Below are 18,859 nucleotides of genomic sequence, written 5' to 3' on the forward strand. Positions count from 1 at the left end.
CGCAGTGCACTATCGGAACCGGGAGGTGGTGCCAGGTGGCGCGGCAGGTGCGGGAGAGCGCGTACGACTGTGATGTGCTGGTGATCGGGGGCGGGATCGTCGGCCTGTCGACGGCGTACGCGATCACGCGTGCCGCGCCCGGCACCCGCGTGACCGTGCTGGAGAAGGAGCCGGGAGCGGCCCGGCACCAGACGGGACGCAACAGCGGGGTCATCCACAGCGGGATCTACTACCGGCCCGACTCCCTGAAGGCGCGGTACGCGGTGCGGGGCGCGGCCGAGATGGTGAAGTTCTGCGCGGAGTACGGCGTCGCGCACGCCGTCACCGGCAAACTGATCGTCGCCACCGAGCGGGAGGAGCTGCCGCGGCTGCACGCGCTCGTGCAGCGCGGCCGGGAGAACGGGATTCCGGTACGGGAGCTCGGATCGGCCCAGATCGCGGAGTACGAGCCGGAGGTGCACGGGCTCGCGGCGATACACGTCGGGACGACGGGCGTGTGCGACTTCACCGGGGTGGCGCGGCAGCTGGCCGAGGCGTCCGGGGCGGAGATCCGGTACGGGTCGAGGGTGGTCCGGGTGGACCGGCGGCCGGAGCTGGGTGTCGCGGTGCTGACGGCGGGCGGGGACGTCGTGCGCGGGCGGGTGCTGGTGAACTGCGCCGGGCTGTACTGCGACGAGGTGGCCCGGCTGACCGGGGACGAGCCCGGGGTGCGGATCGTGCCGTTCCGGGGTGAGTACTACGAGCTGGCGCGGCCGGGGCTGGTGCGCGGGCTGGTGTATCCGGTGCCGGATCCGGCGTTCCCGTTCCTCGGGGTGCATCTCACGCGCGGGATCGACGGCGGCGTGCACGTCGGGCCGAACGCGGTGCCGGCGCTGGCCCGCGAGGGGTACGGCTGGGGAGTCGTACGGCCGCGGGAGGCGGCGGGGACGCTGGCCTGGCCGGGGTCGTGGGCGATCGCCCGGCGGCACTGGCGGTACGGGCTCGGGGAGTTTCGGCGGTCGGTGTCGAAGGCCGCCTTCACGGAGGCGGTACGCAGGCTGCTGCCCGCGGTGGAGGAGGGCGATCTCGTGCGGGCCCCCGCCGGGGTGCGGGCGCAGGCGGTGCTGCGGGACGGCACGCTGGTGGACGACTTCCTGATCCGGGAGGGCCCCCGGGCGGTGCATGTGCTGAACGCGCCGTCGCCCGCGGCGACCGCCTCGCTGCCGATCGGGCGGGAGGTGGCGCGCAGGGCGTTGACCGTGCTGGAGGCGCTGAGGTGATCCCCGTCCCGTTCGGTCGGACGCCCGGGCCCCCGCGTAAAATCGACTCATTGTGTCTGACTCGTCGAACGCCCCCGAAACCCCCGGCACCCCGCGTCCCGACCCCGGTGTGTCCATCCGGCACAGCCGGGCCAAGGGGGAGCCACGGTTCCCGGACGGCCCGAAGGCGGACCCCGCGGGGTCGCACTTCGAGCGGCGGATCCGGAGTTTCCAGCCGCGGCGGAGCCGGGTGACGGCGGGGCAGGCGGACGCGTTGCAGCGGTTGTGGCCCAAGTGGGGGCTGGACATCGACGGGCGGGACATCGATCTCGCCGAGCTGTTCGGGAACGACAACCCGGTCGTGCTCGAGATCGGGTTCGGGATGGGAGAGGCCACCGCGCAGATGGCCGCCGCGGATCCCGGCACCAACATCCTCGCGGTGGACGTGCACACCCCGGGCCAGGGCAATCTCCTGGGCATCGCGGACCGGAACGGGCTGCCCAACGTCCGCGTCGGCAACGGCGACGCCATCATCCTGCTGCGCGAGATGCTCACCCCGGACTCACTGGACGGGCTGCGCGTCTACTTCCCGGACCCCTGGCCGAAGAAGCGGCACCACAAGCGGCGGCTGATCCAGCCGGAGTTCCTCGGCCTGGCCGCGACCCGGCTGAGGCCCGGGGCGATCGTGCACTGCGCGACCGACTGGGAGCCGTACGCCGAGCAGATGCTGGAAGTGCTGACCGCGCACCCGGACTTCGAGAACACCCGGCCCGACGGCGGTTTCACGCCGCGTCCCGACTTCCGCCCGCTGACCCGTTTCGAGGGACAGGGCCTGGAGAAGGGACATGTGGTGAATGATCTGCTGTTCCGCCGCGTACAGCATCGGGAGCAGCAGCGACGTTAGGGTCAATGCCGTGGCCACCTTTCCCCCCTATCCGACGCACCCCGCCGGTCCCGTCGACGGTGCGCTCAAGCACCCGCACTGGTGGCAGCGCAGGTGGGTGCGGTACGGGGCGCTCATCACGCTGCTCGCGCTCTCCGGGCTCGTCATCCTGGCCCTCGTGCGGCAGCAGACCGGCACGGAGGGGTTCCTCGTCGGGCTCGGGCTGGCCGTGCTGCCCGTCCCGCTGCTCATAGCCGCCTTCCGGTGGCTGGACCGGGTCGAGCCCGGCCCCTGGCGGAACACGGTCTTCGCCTTCGCCTGGGGCGCCTGCGCGGCGGCGCTGATAGCCATCGTCGCCAACAGCTTCGCCACCAAGTGGATAGCCACGACGTCCGACCCGTCCAGCGCCGACACCCTCGGCGCGACGGTCATAGCGCCGATCGTGGAGGAGTCCGCCAAGGCCGCCGCCGTCCTGCTCGTCTTCCTCTTCCGCAGACGGGACTTCACCGGGATCGTGGACGGCGTGGTGATAGCCGGGGTCACGGCCACCGGGTTCGCCTTCACCGAGAACATCCTCTACCTCGGCACCGCCTTCGGCACCGACCAGATCACCGGCGACCGCGGCATCGCCTCCGTGACCGCAGCGACCTTCTTCGTGCGCGTCGTCATGTCCCCGTTCGCGCACCCCCTGTTCACCGTCATGACCGGCATCGGCTTCGGCATCGCCGCCCTGTCCGCCGACCGGCAGCATGTGCGGCGCGTACTGGTGCCGCTGGGCGGGCTGCTGCTCGCGATGGGCATGCACGCGCTGTGGAACGGCTCCTCCGCCTTCGGCGAGTACGGCTTCTTCGCCGTGTACGGGACCTTCATGCTGCCCGCGTTCGGGCTGCTGACCTGGCTGGTGATCTGGACGCGCCAGCGGGAGCTGCGGACTGTGCGGGAGGAGCTCCCGGCATACGTGCTCGCCGGCTGGCTGGGCCCGGGCGAGCCGTTCGCGCTGGGCTCGATGCGGGCCCGGCGGATGGCCCGTGACTACGCCCGCCATCACGGGGGCAAGCCGGCCGCGCGTGCGGTGGCGCAGTACGAGGCGTACGCGACCTCGCTGGCGTTCCTGCGGCACCGGGGGCGGCGCGGGCGGGCGGGGGCCGACTTCGTCGTACGGGAGCGGGATCTGCTGGCCGAGCTGTGGAGCAGGCGGCAGGCGGCGCGGCCCGCGCTGGAGTACGCGGCGAGGGTGTCGGCTCCGGTGGTTCCGACGCCCTGGCCGGTGTACGGGGTGCAGAGCGCGTACGGGTACGTACAGGGACCCGGGCCCGGGCCCGGCTACGGGTATCCGGCGGTGCCGTACACCGCCTACAACCCGTACCGGACGTAGCGGGGCGGGGGCGGCCGGGTTACGCCGACGCCTCGGTGAGCCGCGCCAGCTCCTCCTCGGTGAGTTCCAGCTCGGCCACCCCGAGCAGCGCCGGCAGCTGGTCCACGGTGCGGGCCGAGGCGAGGGGGGCCGCCACCGTCGGCTGGGCGGCGAGCCAGGCGAGGGCCACGGTGGCCACGGGGGCGTCGTGCGCGGCGGCGATCTCGTCCAGCGCCGTCAGGACCTTCTGCCCCCGCTCGGTCTCGAGGTGCTTCGCCGCACCGCCCGCCCGCGCGCTGTCCACGGTCGTACCGGGCCGGTACTTGCCCGTGAGGAAGCCGGAGGCGAGGGCGTAGTACGGCACGACCGCGAGGCCGGCGCGGGCGGCGACGGTGCGCAGCGGCCCCTCGTAGGTGTCGCGCGAGACGAGGTTGTAGTGCGGCTGAAGTGCCACGTACCGGGCGAGGCCCTCGCGCTCGGAGAAGTCGAGGGACGCCTGGAGGCGCTCGGCCGTGATGTTGGAGGCGGCGATGTAGCGCACCTTGCCCGTCCGGACGAGCTCGTCGAGCGCCCCGATGATCTCCTCGACCGGGACCTCGGTCTTGTCGAAGTGGGTGTAGTACAGGTCGATGTAGTCGGTGCCGAGGCGGCGCAGCGAGGCGTCGGCCGCGGCCTTGATGTTGCCGGCGGTCAGGCCCTGGTACTTCGGGTGCTGGCTGACCTTGGTGGCGATGACGACGTCGGAGCGGTTGCCGCGGGACTTCACCCAGTTGCCGATGACGGTCTCCGATTCACCGCCCTCGTTGCCGTCGACCCACGCCGAGTAGGAGTCGGCGGTGTCGACGAAGTTGCCGCCGGCGGCCGTGTAGGCGTCCAGGACGGCGAAGGACTGCGCCTCGTCGGCGGTCCAGCCGAAGACGTTGCCGCCGAGGGCGAGCGGGAAGACCTCGAGGTCGGAGTTGCCGAGTTTGCGAAGAGAAGTCATGCCTTGATCCAACAACCGCGGCGGCGGTGCGCATTCCGTAAAAGACCGGCAGCCCTGGCGTCGGGGGGGTGTCGTCAGGGCTGCCGGGGAACGGAGGGACGCGTCAGGGGTTGAGGCCCTTGCTGTGCAGCCACGCCATCGGGTCGATGCCGGTGGCCTGGCCGCCGGGGTGGACCTCGAGGTGCACATGCGGGCCGGTGACGTTGCCGGTGGCGCCGACGCGGCCGATGACCTCACCGGTGCTGACCTTCTGGCCGACCTTGACGTTGATCGAGGACTGGTGGCAGAACCACAGCTCGGTGCCGTCGTCGAGGGTGAGGATGGTGCGGTAGCCGTAGGCGCCGGCCCAGCCCGCCTCGGTGATCGTGCCGCTGTGAATGGCCTTGATGAGCGTGCCGGTCGGCGCCGCGAAGTCGAGGCCGGTGTGGTAGCCGGAGGACCACATGGCGCCGGGCTGGCCGAAGGTGCCGGTGATCGTGTACGAGGAGGTCGGCAGCGTGTACTGCTTGGCCAGCGCGGCGAGGCGGTCGGCCTCGGCCTGCTTCTTGGCGACGGCCTCCGCCTTGTCCTTGGCTGCGGCGGCCTTGGCCGCGGCTTCCTTCTCCGCCTTGGCGGCAGCGGCGGTGGACTGCTTCTCGGCGGCGGCCACGGCGGCGGCGGTCGCCTTGCCGTCGACCTGGCTCTTCTGCTGCTCGGCCTGCGCCATGATCCGGTTGCGCAGGGTCTCGCCGGCGTCGGCGCTGTCCTGGTCGCTGTCGGTGGTTGCCACGCCGACATGGGACAGGCCGGCCGCGGTGGCCTTGGCGCCGTCGGCGTCGTCGCCCAGCAGGGAGCCGACGGAGGGCAGGTCGGGCAGGGAGATGGAGACCGGCGGCTTGCCGGTGTTGGCGCTGGCCATGCCGCCCGCGCCGACGGCGGCTATCACGCCGACGCCCAGGACGGTGGAGCTGCGGGCGAGCCCGCCGCCGCGCTGCTTGCTGACGCGGTGCCGGCCGCGTACCGGGGGGAGGGACTCCTCGGTGGGGTTCCACTCCTCCCAGGGGCCCTCGTCGGTGCGGTATTCGCCGTAGCCGAAGGTCTCGGTGCGCTGACTCGGCACGAACGGGGCTGTGGGGGCAGGCCGGTTGGACGCCACGCGGGCGTGCTCCTTTCCTTCCGTAACGCCTACCGGGTTAGCTGACGGGTTCGGAGCAGGAAGGTCTCCTACGCGCGTATACCGGTCGTGAACTCAGTGAGTTCACGACGGTGTTCGCGTGATTCACCCCAAGGTGGTGGTTCCCCGGTTCCCTTGCGGGATTCGGCATGCGCGCACGGAGCCGTCTCGGGTGACGGCTGGGACGACCGCGCTGCGTTATCGAACGTTAATAGAGCTACCGGTCAGTTTCCAAGCCGTTCGGCTTGATCATTATGGTTTTCATAGGAGAACTTTTGTGCCATGACCGGCGAAAATCGGGCGAGTTGATTCCGGCACGGGGTGCCTCAGGAGTCACAGACGCACTCGGGGCCGTCCGGAAAACACTCAGGGCCGGAATCCGTGTACTGGATTCCGGCCCTGAGCCTTCAGTAGCGGGGACAGGATTTGAACCTGCGACCTCTGGGTTATGAGCCCAGCGAGCTACCGAGCTGCTCCACCCCGCGTCGTTGTGTCACCAGTGTACGTCATCCGCGGGACCACTCGCACACACCTTTTCGACCAGGGCTTTTTCCGGTGCCTTCGGGGTGCGGTTCAGCCCGGCAGGTGCCGGTTCGGCGCCTTCGCCGCCTCCTCGTACTCGGGCAGGACGACCACGTCCACGCCCCCGGCCGCCAGCAGCCCGCTCCCGTCGGCGCCGGTGACGAACGTGTCCGGCTCCCGCCACGCCGTGACCACCCGCCGTATCCCCGCGTCGAGGATCAGCCGGGCACACGGCGCCGGCCGGGAGGCCCGCCGGGCGCACGGCTCCAGGCTGCTGTACACCGTGGCGCCGGCCAGCCGGGGGTCGTCGGGCCGGATCTTGGCCAGCGCCGCCTCCTCCGCGTGGACCACGGGATCGTCCCCTTCGCGTGAGTGGCCCCGTGCGAGTTCCGTACCGTCGGCGGCCACCACCACCGCCCCCACACTGAACGCCGTCTCCGAGGGCGGGCACAGCGCGGCCAGCTCGCAGGCGATCCGCAGCCAGTGGCGGTCGGCCGCGACGGCCGCCGGGCCGGTACCGGGCGCGGTCGGCTCGTAACGCATCAGGACGACGTCCTGGATGCGGCGCGTCTCCAGCAGCCGCAGACGCCCGGCCTGATAGCCCCCGGGCCCGAACAGACGGGGGGCGTGCGGGTCGCCGACGAGGAGGGGGGCCAGGACGAGCTGTAGCTCGTCGGCCAGGCCCTGCCGCAGCAACTGGGTGTGGATGGTGCCGCCACCCTCGACCATCAGGCGGCGCACCCCGCGCACTGCGTACATGTGTTCGAGCAGTGCGGGCCAGTCGAGATCCACGCCCAGCGGTACGACGTCGGCCGCGATGCCCAGGGCACGGGCCCGCTCGGCACCCTTGTCGGTCGTGTAGAGGACCTTCTCGCCACCGGTGTGCCAGAAGTTCGCGTCCGGGTCCAGGTCGCCGGAGCCGCTGACGGTGACCTTGAGGGGGTACTCCGCCTGCCCGGCGGCGAGCCGGGCCACCCGCCGCTCGGCCGAGTTGACCAGCAGCCTCGGATTGTCGGCGCGGATCGTGCCGGCGCCGACCAGGATCGCGTCGACGGACGCCCGCACCTCGTCGACCCGGTCGAAGTCGGCCGGGCTGGAGAGCAGCAGCCGGTCGGGGCCGTTGTCGTCGAGGTACCCGTCGAGGGAGACGGCGGCGGACAGCAGGACGTACGGACGGGGCATCGACGCGCTCTCTTCGGGAGGCGGGCAACGGCGGACCCGGCGGACCCGGATCTTGGTTCAAGTTTGAAACAAACCTACACTGGTGGCATGACGACCCGCTGGCTCACCCCCGAGGAGCAGCGCGCCTGGCGCGCCTACATGGCCGGCAGCCTGCTCCTGGAGGACGCGATCGACCGGCAGCTCCAGCAGGACACCGGCATGCCGCACCTGTACTACTCCATCCTGGCCAACCTCTCCGAGGCGCCGGAACACAGTCTGCGCATGACCGACCTCGCGGAGAAGTCGAAGATCACGCGGAGCCGGCTGACGTACGCCGTGACCCGGCTGGAGAAGGACGGCCTGGTACGGCGTGAGGGGTGCCCGTCCGACAAGCGGGGCAGCATCGCCGCGCTGACCGGCGAGGGGATGGCCGTCCTGGAACGTGCGGCACCGGGTCACGTGGCGACCGTACGCGCCTCCCTCTTCGACCGCCTCAGCCCCGAACAGGTACGGCAGCTGGAGGAGATCTTCAGCTCGGTCGCCGACGCGCTCCAGGGCGATGACGCGGGATGCGCGCCGGACGACGTGCCGTGGCGGCGCCGGTCGCCGAAGTCCTGTTCGTGACCCCCACACGGGGTCCGCAAATCCGTTGCTTCAAATTTAAAGCATGGAGTAGGGTTCCCGGCATCTGCTTCAAATCTGAAGCTCCTTGAACCCCGGAGACCCGCATGCCCGACACCCCCGCCGCCACCCCGCGCGCCCGCGTCCGGGTACCGCTGCGCTTCCACGACGGCTACAGCGTCGACGCCGAACTGGTCACCTTCCACGGCCTGACCGACGGCCAGGAGCACGTGGCCGTCGTCCTCGGCCGCCCCGCCCCCGGCACCGTCCCGCTGGTCCGCCTGCACTCCGAGTGCCTGACCGGGGACGTCTTCGGCTCGGCCCGCTGCGACTGCGGCCCCCAGCTGCGTGAGGCGGTCGAGCGCATCGCCGACCGCGGTGGCGTCCTGCTCTACCTCCGCCAGGAGGGCCGCGGCATCGGCCTCTACAACAAGCTCGACGCGTACGCCCTCCAGGACCAGGGCCTGGACACCTACGAGGCCAACGCCGCCCTCGGCCTGCCGGAGGACGCCCGCGACTACACGCCGGCCGGCCAGATGCTCCGCGCCCTCGGCATCGAGGAACTGGACCTGCTCTCCAACAACCCCGACAAGGCCGACCAGCTGCGTGGCCTGGGCCTCGCCGTCCGCGACCGGGTGCCCACGGGGGTCTTCACCACCGCCCACAACGTGCGTTACCTGCGGGCGAAGGTGCTTCAGACCCAGCACACGCTGCCGCTCGCGGAACTGACGGAGCTCAGCGTGGGCTGAACCGGGGCCTCTAAGACCGGGAGCCTCCAAAACCGGGAGCCTCCAAGATCATTCCCCGCCCGCGAACCGTCGCCCCGGAAGCAGTGCCGCGGGCAGCAGGGCCAGGACCAGCAGTCCCGCCGCGACCGCGTACGCGATCCGGAACCCCGCCGGGTCCGCGCCCGCCGCGCCCAGCACCACCGACAGCAGCGCGGTGCCCACGGAAGCCCACATCTGGGAGTTGATGTTGAGCGCGGTACTGGCGGCGGCCACCCGGTCGCCGGGCAGCTCGCGGGTCGCGGTCGTCATCGTCGGCATCAGCACCATGCCGGAGCCGACGCCCATCACCACGGTCGAGCAGACGACTCGCCAAGGCGCCACGCCGTCGTCCCCGACCTGGAACGCCCACAGCGCCATCCCGAACGCGCCCACCACGATCCCGGCAGAGACCAGGCGCCGCGGCGACACCCGGTCGACGAGCCGCGTGGCGATCTGCATCGTCGTACCGACGGCCAGCCCGATGGGTGCGGCCAGCAGCCCGGCGGCCGTCGCGGTCATGCCCCGCTCCTGCTGCCAGTACAGCGGCCCGAGCAGCATCGACCCGAAGTAGCCGCAGCCGAACAGGGCGAGCGTGGCGGTCCCGGCCGCGAAGGTACGGTCGCGCAGCAGCCGCAGGTCGAGCAGCGGAGCGCGGGCGGTGAGCGCGCGTCGGACGAAGGCGGCGACGAGCACGGCACCGGCGAGCGCGGGCGCGTACGCGCCGGGCGCGGCGAAGTCACCCCCCTCACCGCCCCGGGCGATCCCGAACAGCAGCAGCGCGAGCCCCGGGGAGAGTGTCAGCAGGCCCGGGACGTCCAGCCTGGGCGGTGTGGATGTCCGCCCGGGCCGGTCCGGCGGGAGCAGTTTCCCGGCGAGGATCAGGGCCAGCGCGCCGACGGGCAGGTTCACCAGGAAGATCCAGTGCCAGGACGCCACGTCGACGAGCCGGCCGCCGAGGACCGGCCCGGCCGCCGGGCCCACCAGGACCGGCAGCCCGAGCAGCCCCATGGCCCGGCCCAGCCGGGCGCGGTCCGCGACCCGCATCACCATCGCCATCCCGACCGGCATGAGCAGCCCGCCGCCGAGCCCCTGCACCGCGCGGAAGGCGATGAGGCTGCCCGCGTCCCAGGCGCAGGCGGCGAGCAACGAACCGAGGGTGAACAGGGCGAGGGCGGTCAGGTAGGTGAGCTTGGCGCCGATCCGGCCCATCGCCCACGCCGAGGTGGGGATGACGGCGGCGAGCGCCAGCGTGTACGCGGTGGCGGTCCACTGGATCGTCTCCAGCGGCGCGCCGAAGGACTCGGAGAGGCTGCGCATCGCGACGTTGACGATCGTCATGTCGAGCACCGACATGACGGAGCCGATGATCACGACGGTGACGGTGCGGCGGAGCGCGGCGGCGGACGCCGCGTCCCGCGCCCCGGCCGCCGCCTCGGCGGTCTCGGTCGCGCTCATGCTCCCCGGCCCCCGTCAGGCCGCGTACGGCCGTTCGGCGCGGGCCGTCCGCAACGCCCGTCCCCACCAGGCCAGTTGCCCGAGCATTCCCTTGGCGGCGCCGGCGCAGACGGCCGCGTCGCGCGGGGTGCCGTCCTCCCCGAGGCCGGACCACGGCCCGTGCAGACTGACGGAGTCGCGCACCGTGACGGCGTGCAGTTCGGCGAAGACCAGCCGGAGCTGCTCGACGGCACGCAGCCCGCCGCCGAGACCGCCGTACGACACGAAGCCGACCGGCTTGGCCTGCCACTGGCCGTGGTGCCAGTCGATGAGGTTCTTCAGGGCCGCCGGGAAGCTGTGGTTGTACTCGGGGGTGATCACGACGAACGCGTCGGCGGCGTCCAGCCGCGGCGAGACGTCCTTCAGCGCGGCGGCCGCCTCGGGGTTCGGTGTGCCGCCCCAGCCGGGCATGACCAGCGGCAGGTGGACGTCCGCGAGGTCGACGACGTCGAGTTCCAGCGCGTCGTCACCGGCGGCCGTGCCGAGGAACCATTCGGCGACGGCGCTTGCCTGGCGGCCCTCGCGGACGCTGCCGACGATGACGGCGACGCGCAGCGGGGTGGTGTCGGTGCTGTCGGTTGCGGACATGGGTGTCCCCTCGTATCCCTCTTGGGGTGAGCCGCACGCCGCGGCTCCTTCAGGTAAGCTACAACGCACGTTGTAAAAATTACAACGTGCGTTGTAGATACGGCGAGACTGGGAGACGACTGGTGGCCGACAGCAACGACGACCGGATGGCACAGGCACGGCGCGAGGTCTCACCGCGCAAGCTCGAGAAACAGATCGCCATCGCGCGCGCGTCCTGCACCGTCTTCGGCCGCGAGGGCTACACCCGCGCCTCGGTGGACGCGCTCGCCGCCGAGGCCGGCATCTCCACGCGCACGCTCTACAACCACTTCCCGGGCGGCAAGGCCCAGCTCTTCCGCACGGTCGTCGCCTGGACCTCCACCGAGGTGCGCGACGCCCAGCTCGCCCGACTCCACGCGGTGCTGGCCCCCGGGCGCCCGCCCCGCCCCGAGGACCTGGAACGCGATCTCGTCGCCCTGGCCCGCGCGTTCGTGGACCTCATGACGGACTACCCGAACCACTTCGCGCTGGTCCGCCACATCCACGCCGAGGCCGACCACGTCCCGCCCGAGGTCCTCCAGGCATGGCAGGACGCGGGACCGCTCCCGGTCTGGCAGGCCATGGCCGAGGCGATGACCGGCCTCGCCGACGCCGGCCTGCTCGACGTGCACGGCGACGCGGGCCTGACGGGCGCCCACTTCTCGGCCCTGACCGCGCACGCGATCGTGCAGCTGTCCCACTACGGGGTCCGGCCGCTGCCCAAGGAGGAGACGGACCGCCTGATCACAGGTGGTGTCGCGGCCTTCCTCCGCGCCTACCGGGCCACCGGGCCGCTCAGTCCCACCAGTTGAACAGCAGCTGTCCGAGCACTTCGGGCCGCCAGTACCGAACCTGCGCGAGCTCCGCCTCCGCCAACTCGCCCAGATCCACCTCGGTGAGCGGCGTACTCAGCTCCGGCACGTGGAGGATCCGCAGCCCGGCGTCCGAGAAGCAGCCGGCCCACTCCGGCGGGCTCACGAACCCCGTCACGGGCCGACCCGGCACAGGGGGCGCGTCGACGAAGCCGACCACCGGCAGATGCCCATGACACAACGCGACGTGCGCCCCCTCACGCCCCCGGACACACACGGCCCGAAAACTCGCGGCGGCCCCGAGGACCGGCTCGTCCACCCGTCCCCCCACCCGCCTGGCGGCCACGAAGCAGGCCCGTCGGAAAGCCGTCATGTCCGTCCGGGGCAACGGCTCTTCGCCCCGCCCCCAGAATCCGGTCGCACCCCGCGCGAGACGACGCATCGGCGCACTCCCCCCTCACTCGGCCGAGGGACAGCCAACCACCCTGCGGACCGTGGTCGTGCGCCGGCCCCTGCCTCACCCGTCGATCACCACGCCCTTCGCGGCAAGGAGCGGCGCTACCGCCACGGCCGGGTCGGTGACTTCACCGTGCGGGAGCCGATGGTGCTGGGCCACGAGATCGTGGGCCACGTGGCCGCGCTCGGCCCGGGTGCGGACGGTCCGGCCCCCGGCACGCCGGTCGCGGTGCACCCGGCCACCCCGTGCGACCACTGCGCCGAGTGCGGCGCGGGACGGCGCAACGTGTGCGCCGGCACCCGCTACCTGGGCAGCGCCGCCCGCACACCGCACGTCCAGGGCGGCTTCGCCCAGCACGTCACCGTCCCGGACGCCCAGATCCGCGCCCTGCCGCCGCACCTCGACCTGCGGCGCGCGGTGTTGGCCGAGCCGCTGTCCGTGGCCCTGCACGCGGTACGACGTGCCGGGGATGTACGGGGCAAGCGCGTCCTGGTGACCGGCGCCGGACCGATCGGCTGCCTCGTCACCGCGGTCCTGCGTCATGAGGGTGCCGCCGGGATCGTGGTGAGCGACCTGATGGAAACGCCCCTGCGGATCGCGAAAGCCTGCGGTGCCACCGGTACCGTCCAGGTCGGCGCGGAGGACGACACGTGGGACACGTCGTTCGATGTCGCGGTGGAAGCCTCCGGAGCGCCCGCGGGACTGCGGACCTGCGTGGAGCGTGCCCGCCGGGGCGGCACGGTCGTCCTCCTCGGGCTGCTGCCTCCCGGCGAGGTGCCGTTGCTGGGGAACATCACCGTCACGCGCGAGCTGGAGCTGCGCGGCGCTTTCCGTTTCGACACCGAATTCGACGACGCGATCAGCCTGTTGGCCGACGGCTTGTCCGTCGACGCCGTCGCGACGCACACCTTCCCGCTGTCCGACGCCCGGGCGGCCTTCGACATCGCCCACGACCGTACGGTCGCCTCCAAGGTCCTGCTGGATCTGGCGCGCGGGTGACGCGCGGGCCTGAGGACGAGACAGCGCCCGAGCCGACCGAAGCCGACCCGGTCCGTCGCTTCATGGGATGAACTTCACCTCCGGGAAAGCCGGGCACGGACCGTCGAGCAGATGCCCCTGCCCCCGGTTCGGCAGGTGCAGGTCGAAGAAGGCGAGCGGGTACGCCTGCTGGATCCGCACCGCCCGGGCGGGATCGAGGGTGCCGACCCAGCCCCGAAGGTCCGCGGCGCTCATCCCGACGGCCTGTGCCAGCTGTGGGATCAGGAACTGCACGTCGCAGTACGACGAGTGAACCGCGCCCTCCGCCTGTATGTTGAGCCGCCATCCCCGCAGGCGGGACCAGAACTCGGCGACGCTCGGCTGCGTGGCCCGGGGGTACTCGGCGGTCATCATCATGAACGGCCGGTCCAGGTCGGTGGTGACCGCCGGCTGCATCGGCCCGTCAAAGCCCAGCCCGGCACGGACGCGCCGGTCCTCACTCATCACCAAGGCCGTCGCCGACGCGCCCTTCGACCAGCCGAACATGCCGATGCGCTGGGGATCGAGAGCGCCGAGCAGGCCGGCCGGCAGCCGCCGGTGTTCGGCGTCGGGGTGGCGCCCGGCCGCGAGATCCTCGACGCGGTCGAGTACGAACCGGATGTCGGTGGCGAAGTCCCGTGGGGTCAGGGCAGGTTGGTCGAGCGGGACCGTGAGCCGGCCGTCCGGGAACACGCTGAACGCGTCGTACGTGTGATCCACCGTGAGCACCACGTACCCGTGGCTGGCGAGCTCCTGCACCACGATGGTGGTGTCCGCCCGGTGATCGTGCGCACCGTGCGAGAACACGACGACGGGCCATCGCCCGCCCGTTCGCCGAACCGGCGCACCCTCATGGCCGGCCGTGAGCGGCGCCACCGCGACGTCGGCCGGAAAGCCCGCCGACGCGAGGAGCGCCTGTGCCACGGCCGGAGACGTCCAGCGGGCCAGTGGATACCGCTCGACGCCCCGAGCGGGGTACCAGACGGCGGCCATCAACTCCCGGTGATGCCCGGGACCGGCCACGGGATCGGGACGTGAGGTGTCGACGAGGTGCAAGGGCACCGTGCCCACCGGGAACGGTCCGGTGGGCACGGGCAGAGTGAGCTGCACCGGGCCCGGGGCGGTCGAAGCCGCACAGGCGGGGCGGGCGGCACCGATCGGCACGGTGACCCCGGCCGCCAGCGCGGCTCCGAGCATGCGACGGCGTGTCGTTCCTTCTCGATTCCTGAACGGCGTGGTTGTCACGGACCCTCCCTGGGTTTCTGGACAGCACTGGGCGACGCCCGGCGCCCGGGCCGCCGGCCCGGGCCCGGCGATGTCTCGGTCCTGATGAGCTCAGTGGCTCGGTGGGATGCGGCCTTCACGTGGCGCGGACATGAGGTAGGCGAGCACGGCCAGCACGCGGCGGTTGTCGTCGTCGGAGGGGGCGAGCTCCAGCTTGGTGAAGATGCTGGTGCTGTGCTTGGACACGGCCTTCTCGCTGATGAAGAGCCGGTTCGCGATGGCGCTGTTGGAGCGTCCCTCGGCCATGAGCTCAAGCACCTGACGTTCCCGCTCGGTAAGCCCGGAGAGGGGCCCGCGTTCGCCGCGGCTGCCGCGGCCGAGCAGCTTGGTGACCACTTCGGGATCCATGACCGTGCCACCCGCGGCGACCGTACGGATCACGTCGACGAACTGGTCGTCGCTGAACACCCGGTCCTTGAGCAGGTAACCGACCCCTCCGGCCTGGTCGGCGAGCAGCTCCTGGGCGTAGATCTGCTCGACGTACTGCGAGAGCAGCAGAATCGGCAGCCCGGGTATCCGTTCCCGGGCGGACAGCGCAGCACGGAGTCCGTCATCGGTGTGGGCAGGCGGCAGCCTGATGTCCACGATCGCGATGTCCGGCCGGAACTCCAGCAGCGCGCCGAGCAGGCCCGGCGCGCTGTCGGTGGCCGCCACGATCTCGAACCCACGTGCCTTGAGGAGCCTGACCAGCCCCTCCCGGAGCAGGAAGAGATCCTCCGCGACGACTACGCGCACGGCACCTCCATGACCACGATCGTCGGCCCCCCGGGCGGGCTGCTGACCGCCAGGATGCCGTCGAAGGCCGCCAGCCGTCGCTCCACCCCGGCCAGCCCGGTGCCCCGGGCGGGATCCGCGCCGCCCACCCCGTCGTCGACCACCTCGATGCGCAGCAGCCCGTCCGTCCGGGCCATGCGGATCTGGACGCCGTGCGCCGAGGCGTGCCGGACGGCGTTGGTGACCACCTCGGCGACGGCGAAGTAGCACGCCGACTCCAGCGGGGCGTCGAGCCGCCCGGGCAGATCGATCTCGGTCTCACACGGCAGGGGCAGGTCCAGCGCGAGCGCCCGGACCGCCTCCCCCAGGCCCCGGTCGGCCAGCATCGGCGGGTGCATCCCCCTGATCAGGCCGCGCAGTTCCTCCAGTGCCGCTGCCGAGGCCACACGGGCCTCCACGACGAGTGCGGCGGCCTCGTGCGGATCGCTGTGGATCATCTCCTCGGCGACCCGGAGGTTCATCCCGATGGTGACCAGCCGTCCCTGTGCGCCGTCGTGCAGGTCTCGCTCGATCCTGCGCAGCTCCGCGGCCGCGGAGCTGACCGCATCGGCCCGTGTCTCGGTCAGCTCCCGCACCCGCCGGTCCAGCGCCGGGTCAGGCGCCCTCCCGAACAGCCGTCCGGCATCCGCCAGCACGGTTCTGGGCAGCAGCCAGAGCCCGAGGGCCAGCAGCACCGCCCCCTGGATGCCGCCGAGGACCGACGCATGGTGAGCGATCTCGATGGGGAGGGACGGCGCCGGCCCGGACGGGGAGCCGAACTTCCGCACCACCACCAGGTGTTGTCCGAACCCGCTCTGGGCGACGTCGTACGCCCCGATCCCCACCACCCCCAGGACAGCCAGGTTCGCCGCCGCCCTGGGCCACCGCACCAGCCCGGCCACGACGGCCGTCAGCAGCGCCAGTCCCGCCAGGTAACCCACCACTGCCGGCCCGATCCCGGTGCCCGGTGACGCGAACCGCCACAGATCGAGACCGAGCAGGTCACCGGTCATCACCACGACGGCGGGCAGCAGCAGGGCCCAGCGCGCGGACCTCGACGCGCCGGCTCCGGCCAGACGCGCGGGCCTGCCGTTCGCCGGCCGGAGCAGAGCCGCACCGGCGAAGGCGGCGAGCACCGGGACGCTCACGCAGCCCACCAGGACGTTCAGCAGTGTCTGCCCATAGCCGGCAGAGGAATGCGTGAGCCAGTACGTCCATTCCAGCAGTTCGCCGGTCACCGCAGCGACCACGGGCAGCACCCACCGCCTGGGCACGCTCGCCGAGGTGAGCAGCGTGGTGGCCAGCAGGCCGGCCATCAGCAGCGCCGCCGCGAGCAGCCCGTCGGGTTGCAGATCCGGCACGGTGACGACGTAGCCGCCGGATCCGGCGGAGTTGTGCAGGGCGAACAGCAGGGTCGGCACACTGCCGTACGCGGCCGTACCCACCAGCCCCGCCACGACCGGCCAGCCGATCCGCCCAGCCGGTCGCGCGGTACGCCCCGGCCGGTCCCGCGCCTGCTCCGCCCTGAAGGCCAACACCGCGCAAACCGCGGTCAACGCCACGAGCACGCCCCCCGGCCAGGGCGCCCCACCCACCGGAAACGGCCACATATCCGCCCCCCGTCTCGTCATCCAGGCCACGCGCTGTGACCTGGAGATCATGCTGCTGCGAGGGAGCCGACAAGTGCCATGGGCCGATACCTACTTCCGGGGTAGGCAAACACCTACCCCCTCCTACCCCTCCCCGCGACGCACCCACCTGACCGGCGCCGCCCGGAAACGCCACAGCGCCCGAACCGACCGAAGCCGACCCGGGCGCTGCGTAGCAGGCCAGAGGGGTGAACCCCCACCTGCGGCCTGTAGGCCCTGTGGGACTCGAACCCACAACCAATGGATTAAAAGTCCACTGCTCTGCCAATTGAGCTAAGGGCCCAGGCGATGTTGCCTCCCCGAGCATAGCCGGACGAGGCCGCGTCTCCGATCGGGTATCGGCGACGCGGCCGCGTCGGACGGTGAAACGCGGCGGAACCGTCAGGGATCGACCGGTTCGGGCGCCCCCGCGCGGGACGCCTCCCGGGCCCGGTTGCGTTCGTGGTCGGCGTTCAGGAACCAGTGGCGGGCCGAGGCCAGCCACCAGGCCGCCGCGAAGCCGAGGACGACCAGGACGGCGACCGGGGCGTAGTTGAAGGTCTCCCAGGTGACCGGGGAGACCTGGGGGAGCATGAAGAGGACCGTGATCACGCCGACCCACACCACCGAGACGATCCCGATCGGCTGCGACCAGCGGCCCAGGTGCCAGGGGCCCCGCGCGAAGGCGGCGCCCTTGCGGACCCGCAGCAGGGTGGGGACGACGTACGCGATGTAGAGGCCGATCACCGCGATCGAGGTGACGGCCGCGTACGCCGTGTTGTTGATCAGGTAGGGGAGGCCGAGGACCAGGGCGCCGGTCGTCGCCAGCCAGACCGCCGCCACGGGTGTGCGGGTGCGCGGGCTCACGGTGTGCCACAGGCGCGAGAAGGGCAGCGCGCCGTCGCGGGAGAAGGCGTAGATCATGCGGCTGTTGGCCGTCACCGACGCCATGCCGCAGAACAGCTGGGCGCCGATCACCACCAGCAGCAACAGCTTGCCGGAGGTCGCGCCCAGCGCGTCGAGGAGGATCTGGGCGGGGGGCGCGCCGGTCGAGGACGTGAGTTCCTTGTCGTACGACTGGATCGCGAAGGTGAAGCCCAGCAGGAGGACGAAGCCCGCTATCCAGGACGTCCAGATGGATCTGACGATGCCCTTCGGGCCCGCCGTCGCCGCGTCGTGGGTCTCCTCCGTCATGTGGGCGGAGGCGTCGTAGCCCGTGAAGGTGTACTGGGCCATCAGGAGTCCCAGGAGCACCACGTACGGGCCGCTGCCCCAGCCGGTGTTGTCGACGAACTTCGTGAACACGAAGGACGCCGACTGGTGGTGGTCCGGTACGAAGGTCAGCGCGCCGACGATGACGGCCACCCCGAAGACGTGCCACCACACGCTGACGTTGTTGAGGAAGGCAACGATCCGGACGCCGAAGGTGTTCAGCAGGCCGTGCAGCAGCAGGATCCCGGCGAAGAGCAGGACCGTCCGGCCCGGGGTGACCTCGAAGTCGAACTGGAGGTTCAGGTAGGCGCCCAGGAAGGACGCCGCGCCGAAGTCGATGCCCGCCGTCACCGCCACCTGGCCCAGCACGTTGAACCAGCCGGTGAACCACGCCCAGGCGGCGGCCGAACGCGGCGGCGCCAGGCGGTGCGCCCAGAAGTACAGGCCCGCCGACGTCGGGTACGCCGAGCAGATTTCGGCCATCGACAGGCCGACGAACAACGTCATCAGGCCGACCGCCACCCAGCCCCAGGTGATCACCGCGGGGCCGCCGGTGTTCATCCCGAAGAGGTAGAGGGTCAGGCAGCCGGACAGGACCGAGATGATCGTGAAGGAGACGGCGTAGTTGGAGAACGCCGACATACGGCGGGCGAGGACCTGGGTGTAGCCGAGCTGGGCAAGCCGTTCCTCGTCCGACAGCCCACTCGCTATCGCGTCATCTGTCATGCCCCCAGCGATTCCCTCGCCAGCGGCGTGACATGCGTCACTCAAGGACTCGGTGTGGCCAAAAGATGCCCCTGTAGCCCTGCCGGGCGAAAGCCGCTTCCACGCTGCCGCCGCGCTGTCGGCCTCCGGGAACGCCGGAAGGGCCCGTACGACCGAAGTCGTACGGGCCCTTCCTTCACCTCACTC

General features: G+C 71.8%; 16 protein-coding genes, 2 tRNA genes, 1 pseudogene and 1 riboswitch. Of the genes and pseudogenes, 7 read left to right on the forward strand and 12 right to left on the reverse strand.

The annotated features are described in order from the left end of the window. The first annotated feature begins 35 nt into the window (after positions 1-35). From lhgO to ACWGJM_RS45235, 3 genes are read left to right on the forward strand one after another with little or no spacing between them, the layout of a single operon-like run. On the forward strand, positions 36-1,259 hold the full coding sequence (lhgO, locus tag ACWGJM_RS45225; protein ID WP_453417623.1) for an L-2-hydroxyglutarate oxidase: 1,224 nt from the start codon (positions 36-38) through the stop codon (positions 1,257-1,259). A 52-nt stretch (positions 1,260-1,311) separates the two neighbouring features. Next, on the forward strand, positions 1,312-2,142 hold the full coding sequence (gene trmB, locus ACWGJM_RS45230) for a tRNA (guanosine(46)-N7)-methyltransferase TrmB (RefSeq protein WP_453417624.1): 831 nt from the start codon (positions 1,312-1,314) through the stop codon (positions 2,140-2,142). Between the two features lie 10 nt (positions 2,143-2,152). After that, complete coding sequence (locus ACWGJM_RS45235; RefSeq protein WP_453417625.1) at positions 2,153-3,496, forward strand: PrsW family intramembrane metalloprotease; 1,344 nt, start codon at positions 2,153-2,155, stop codon at positions 3,494-3,496. A gap of 19 nt (positions 3,497-3,515) precedes the next feature. Here the strand turns inward: ACWGJM_RS45235 and ACWGJM_RS45240 are convergent, their stop codons facing one another. The 4 genes from ACWGJM_RS45240 to ACWGJM_RS45255 form a co-directional block, all read right to left on the reverse strand. Beyond that, positions 3,516-4,460: an aldo/keto reductase gene (locus ACWGJM_RS45240; protein ID WP_453417626.1), complete on the reverse strand. Its 945-nt coding sequence runs from the start codon at positions 4,458-4,460 to the stop codon at positions 3,516-3,518. A gap of 103 nt (positions 4,461-4,563) precedes the next feature. Beyond that, positions 4,564-5,595 (reverse strand): M23 family metallopeptidase, encoded by a 1,032-nt coding sequence (locus ACWGJM_RS45245; protein WP_453417627.1) that lies wholly within the window; start codon positions 5,593-5,595, stop codon positions 4,564-4,566. A gap of 11 nt (positions 5,596-5,606) precedes the next feature. After that, a riboswitch (cyclic di-AMP (ydaO/yuaA leader) is annotated at positions 5,607-5,773 on the reverse strand. Positions 5,774-6,024: 251 nt separating this feature from the next. Beyond that, positions 6,025-6,098, reverse strand: a tRNA-Met gene (locus ACWGJM_RS45250). 88 nt (positions 6,099-6,186) lie between these two features. Beyond that, positions 6,187-7,317: a dihydrofolate reductase family protein gene (locus ACWGJM_RS45255; RefSeq protein ID WP_453417628.1), complete on the reverse strand. Its 1,131-nt coding sequence runs from the start codon at positions 7,315-7,317 to the stop codon at positions 6,187-6,189. An 87-nt stretch (positions 7,318-7,404) separates the two neighbouring features. Between ACWGJM_RS45255 and ACWGJM_RS45260 the strand changes: the two genes are divergently transcribed. Next, on the forward strand, positions 7,405-7,920 hold the full coding sequence (locus ACWGJM_RS45260) for a MarR family winged helix-turn-helix transcriptional regulator (protein ID WP_453417629.1): 516 nt from the start codon (positions 7,405-7,407) through the stop codon (positions 7,918-7,920). 104 nt (positions 7,921-8,024) lie between these two features. Continuing rightward, complete coding sequence (locus ACWGJM_RS45265) at positions 8,025-8,666, forward strand: GTP cyclohydrolase II (protein WP_453417630.1); 642 nt, start codon at positions 8,025-8,027, stop codon at positions 8,664-8,666. 48 nt (positions 8,667-8,714) lie between these two features. Here the strand turns inward: ACWGJM_RS45265 and ACWGJM_RS45270 are convergent, their stop codons facing one another. Both ACWGJM_RS45270 and ACWGJM_RS45275 read right to left on the reverse strand, forming a co-directional pair. After that, on the reverse strand, positions 8,715-10,139 hold the full coding sequence (locus tag ACWGJM_RS45270; protein ID WP_453417631.1) for a DHA2 family efflux MFS transporter permease subunit: 1,425 nt from the start codon (positions 10,137-10,139) through the stop codon (positions 8,715-8,717). Between the two features lie 15 nt (positions 10,140-10,154). After that, the gene (locus ACWGJM_RS45275) at positions 10,155-10,766 is read right to left on the reverse strand and encodes an NADPH-dependent FMN reductase (protein ID WP_453417632.1); all 612 of its coding nucleotides are present in this window, start codon (positions 10,764-10,766) and stop codon (positions 10,155-10,157) included. Between the two features lie 122 nt (positions 10,767-10,888). On the opposite strand from ACWGJM_RS45275, the gene ACWGJM_RS45280 reads away from it, so the two are divergent. Beyond that, positions 10,889-11,596, forward strand: coding sequence for a TetR/AcrR family transcriptional regulator (locus tag ACWGJM_RS45280; protein WP_453417633.1), 708 nt, complete (start codon positions 10,889-10,891; stop codon positions 11,594-11,596). Here the strand turns inward: ACWGJM_RS45280 and ACWGJM_RS45285 are convergent. Further along, positions 11,580-11,774: a hypothetical protein gene (locus ACWGJM_RS45285; protein WP_453417634.1), complete on the reverse strand. Its 195-nt coding sequence runs from the start codon at positions 11,772-11,774 to the stop codon at positions 11,580-11,582. The genes ACWGJM_RS45280 and ACWGJM_RS45285 overlap by 17 nt on opposite strands. A gap of 327 nt (positions 11,775-12,101) precedes the next feature. Between ACWGJM_RS45285 and ACWGJM_RS45290 the strand changes: the two are divergent. Beyond that, positions 12,102-13,052: pseudogene (locus ACWGJM_RS45290) on the forward strand (L-idonate 5-dehydrogenase); the annotation flags it as partial. 60 nt (positions 13,053-13,112) lie between these two features. Here ACWGJM_RS45290 and ACWGJM_RS45295 read toward each other — a convergent pair. The 5 genes from ACWGJM_RS45295 to ACWGJM_RS45315 form a co-directional block, all read right to left on the reverse strand. Next, positions 13,113-14,267 carry an alpha/beta hydrolase family protein gene (locus ACWGJM_RS45295; protein WP_453417635.1) on the reverse strand — a complete coding sequence of 385 codons (1,155 nt, stop codon included), beginning with the start codon at positions 14,265-14,267 and terminating at the stop codon, positions 13,113-13,115. 138 nt (positions 14,268-14,405) lie between these two features. After that, on the reverse strand, positions 14,406-15,089 hold the full coding sequence (locus tag ACWGJM_RS45300) for a LuxR C-terminal-related transcriptional regulator (RefSeq protein WP_453417636.1): 684 nt from the start codon (positions 15,087-15,089) through the stop codon (positions 14,406-14,408). Continuing rightward, positions 15,080-16,645, reverse strand: coding sequence for a sensor histidine kinase (locus ACWGJM_RS45305; RefSeq protein WP_453417637.1), 1,566 nt, complete (start codon positions 16,643-16,645; stop codon positions 15,080-15,082). Before ACWGJM_RS45305 ends, ACWGJM_RS45300 begins: the two co-directional genes overlap by 10 nt. A 321-nt stretch (positions 16,646-16,966) precedes the next feature. Next, positions 16,967-17,039: transfer RNA gene (locus ACWGJM_RS45310), tRNA-Lys, on the reverse strand. A gap of 98 nt (positions 17,040-17,137) precedes the next feature. Next, entirely contained in the window at positions 17,138-18,673 is a 1,536-nt protein-coding gene (locus ACWGJM_RS45315; RefSeq protein WP_453417638.1) for an amino acid permease, read from the reverse strand. Between the last annotated feature and the right edge of the window lie 186 nt (positions 18,674-18,859).

Source organism: Streptomyces sp. NPDC054834 (assembly GCF_053611185.1).

What these genes read in the sequence shown, in the direction of transcription:
- ACWGJM_RS45295 (WP_453417635.1), bottom strand. Translation starts at nt 14,267, where the DNA reads ATGCTCGGAGCCGCGCTGGCGGCCGGGGTCACCGTGCCGATCGGTGCC.
- ACWGJM_RS45270 (WP_453417631.1), bottom strand. Translation starts at nt 10,139, where the DNA reads ATGAGCGCGACCGAGACCGCCGAGGCGGCGGCCGGGGCGCGGGACGCG.
- ACWGJM_RS45240 (WP_453417626.1), bottom strand. Translation starts at nt 4,460, where the DNA reads ATGACTTCTCTTCGCAAACTCGGCAACTCCGACCTCGAGGTCTTCCCG.
- ACWGJM_RS45255 (WP_453417628.1), bottom strand. Translation starts at nt 7,317, where the DNA reads ATGCCCCGTCCGTACGTCCTGCTGTCCGCCGCCGTCTCCCTCGACGGG.
- ACWGJM_RS45275 (WP_453417632.1), bottom strand. Translation starts at nt 10,766, where the DNA reads ATGTCCGCAACCGACAGCACCGACACCACCCCGCTGCGCGTCGCCGTC.
- ACWGJM_RS45260 (WP_453417629.1), top strand. Translation starts at nt 7,405, where the DNA reads ATGACGACCCGCTGGCTCACCCCCGAGGAGCAGCGCGCCTGGCGCGCC.
- ACWGJM_RS45265 (WP_453417630.1), top strand. Translation starts at nt 8,025, where the DNA reads ATGCCCGACACCCCCGCCGCCACCCCGCGCGCCCGCGTCCGGGTACCG.
- ACWGJM_RS45315 (WP_453417638.1), bottom strand. Translation starts at nt 18,673, where the DNA reads ATGACAGATGACGCGATAGCGAGTGGGCTGTCGGACGAGGAACGGCTT.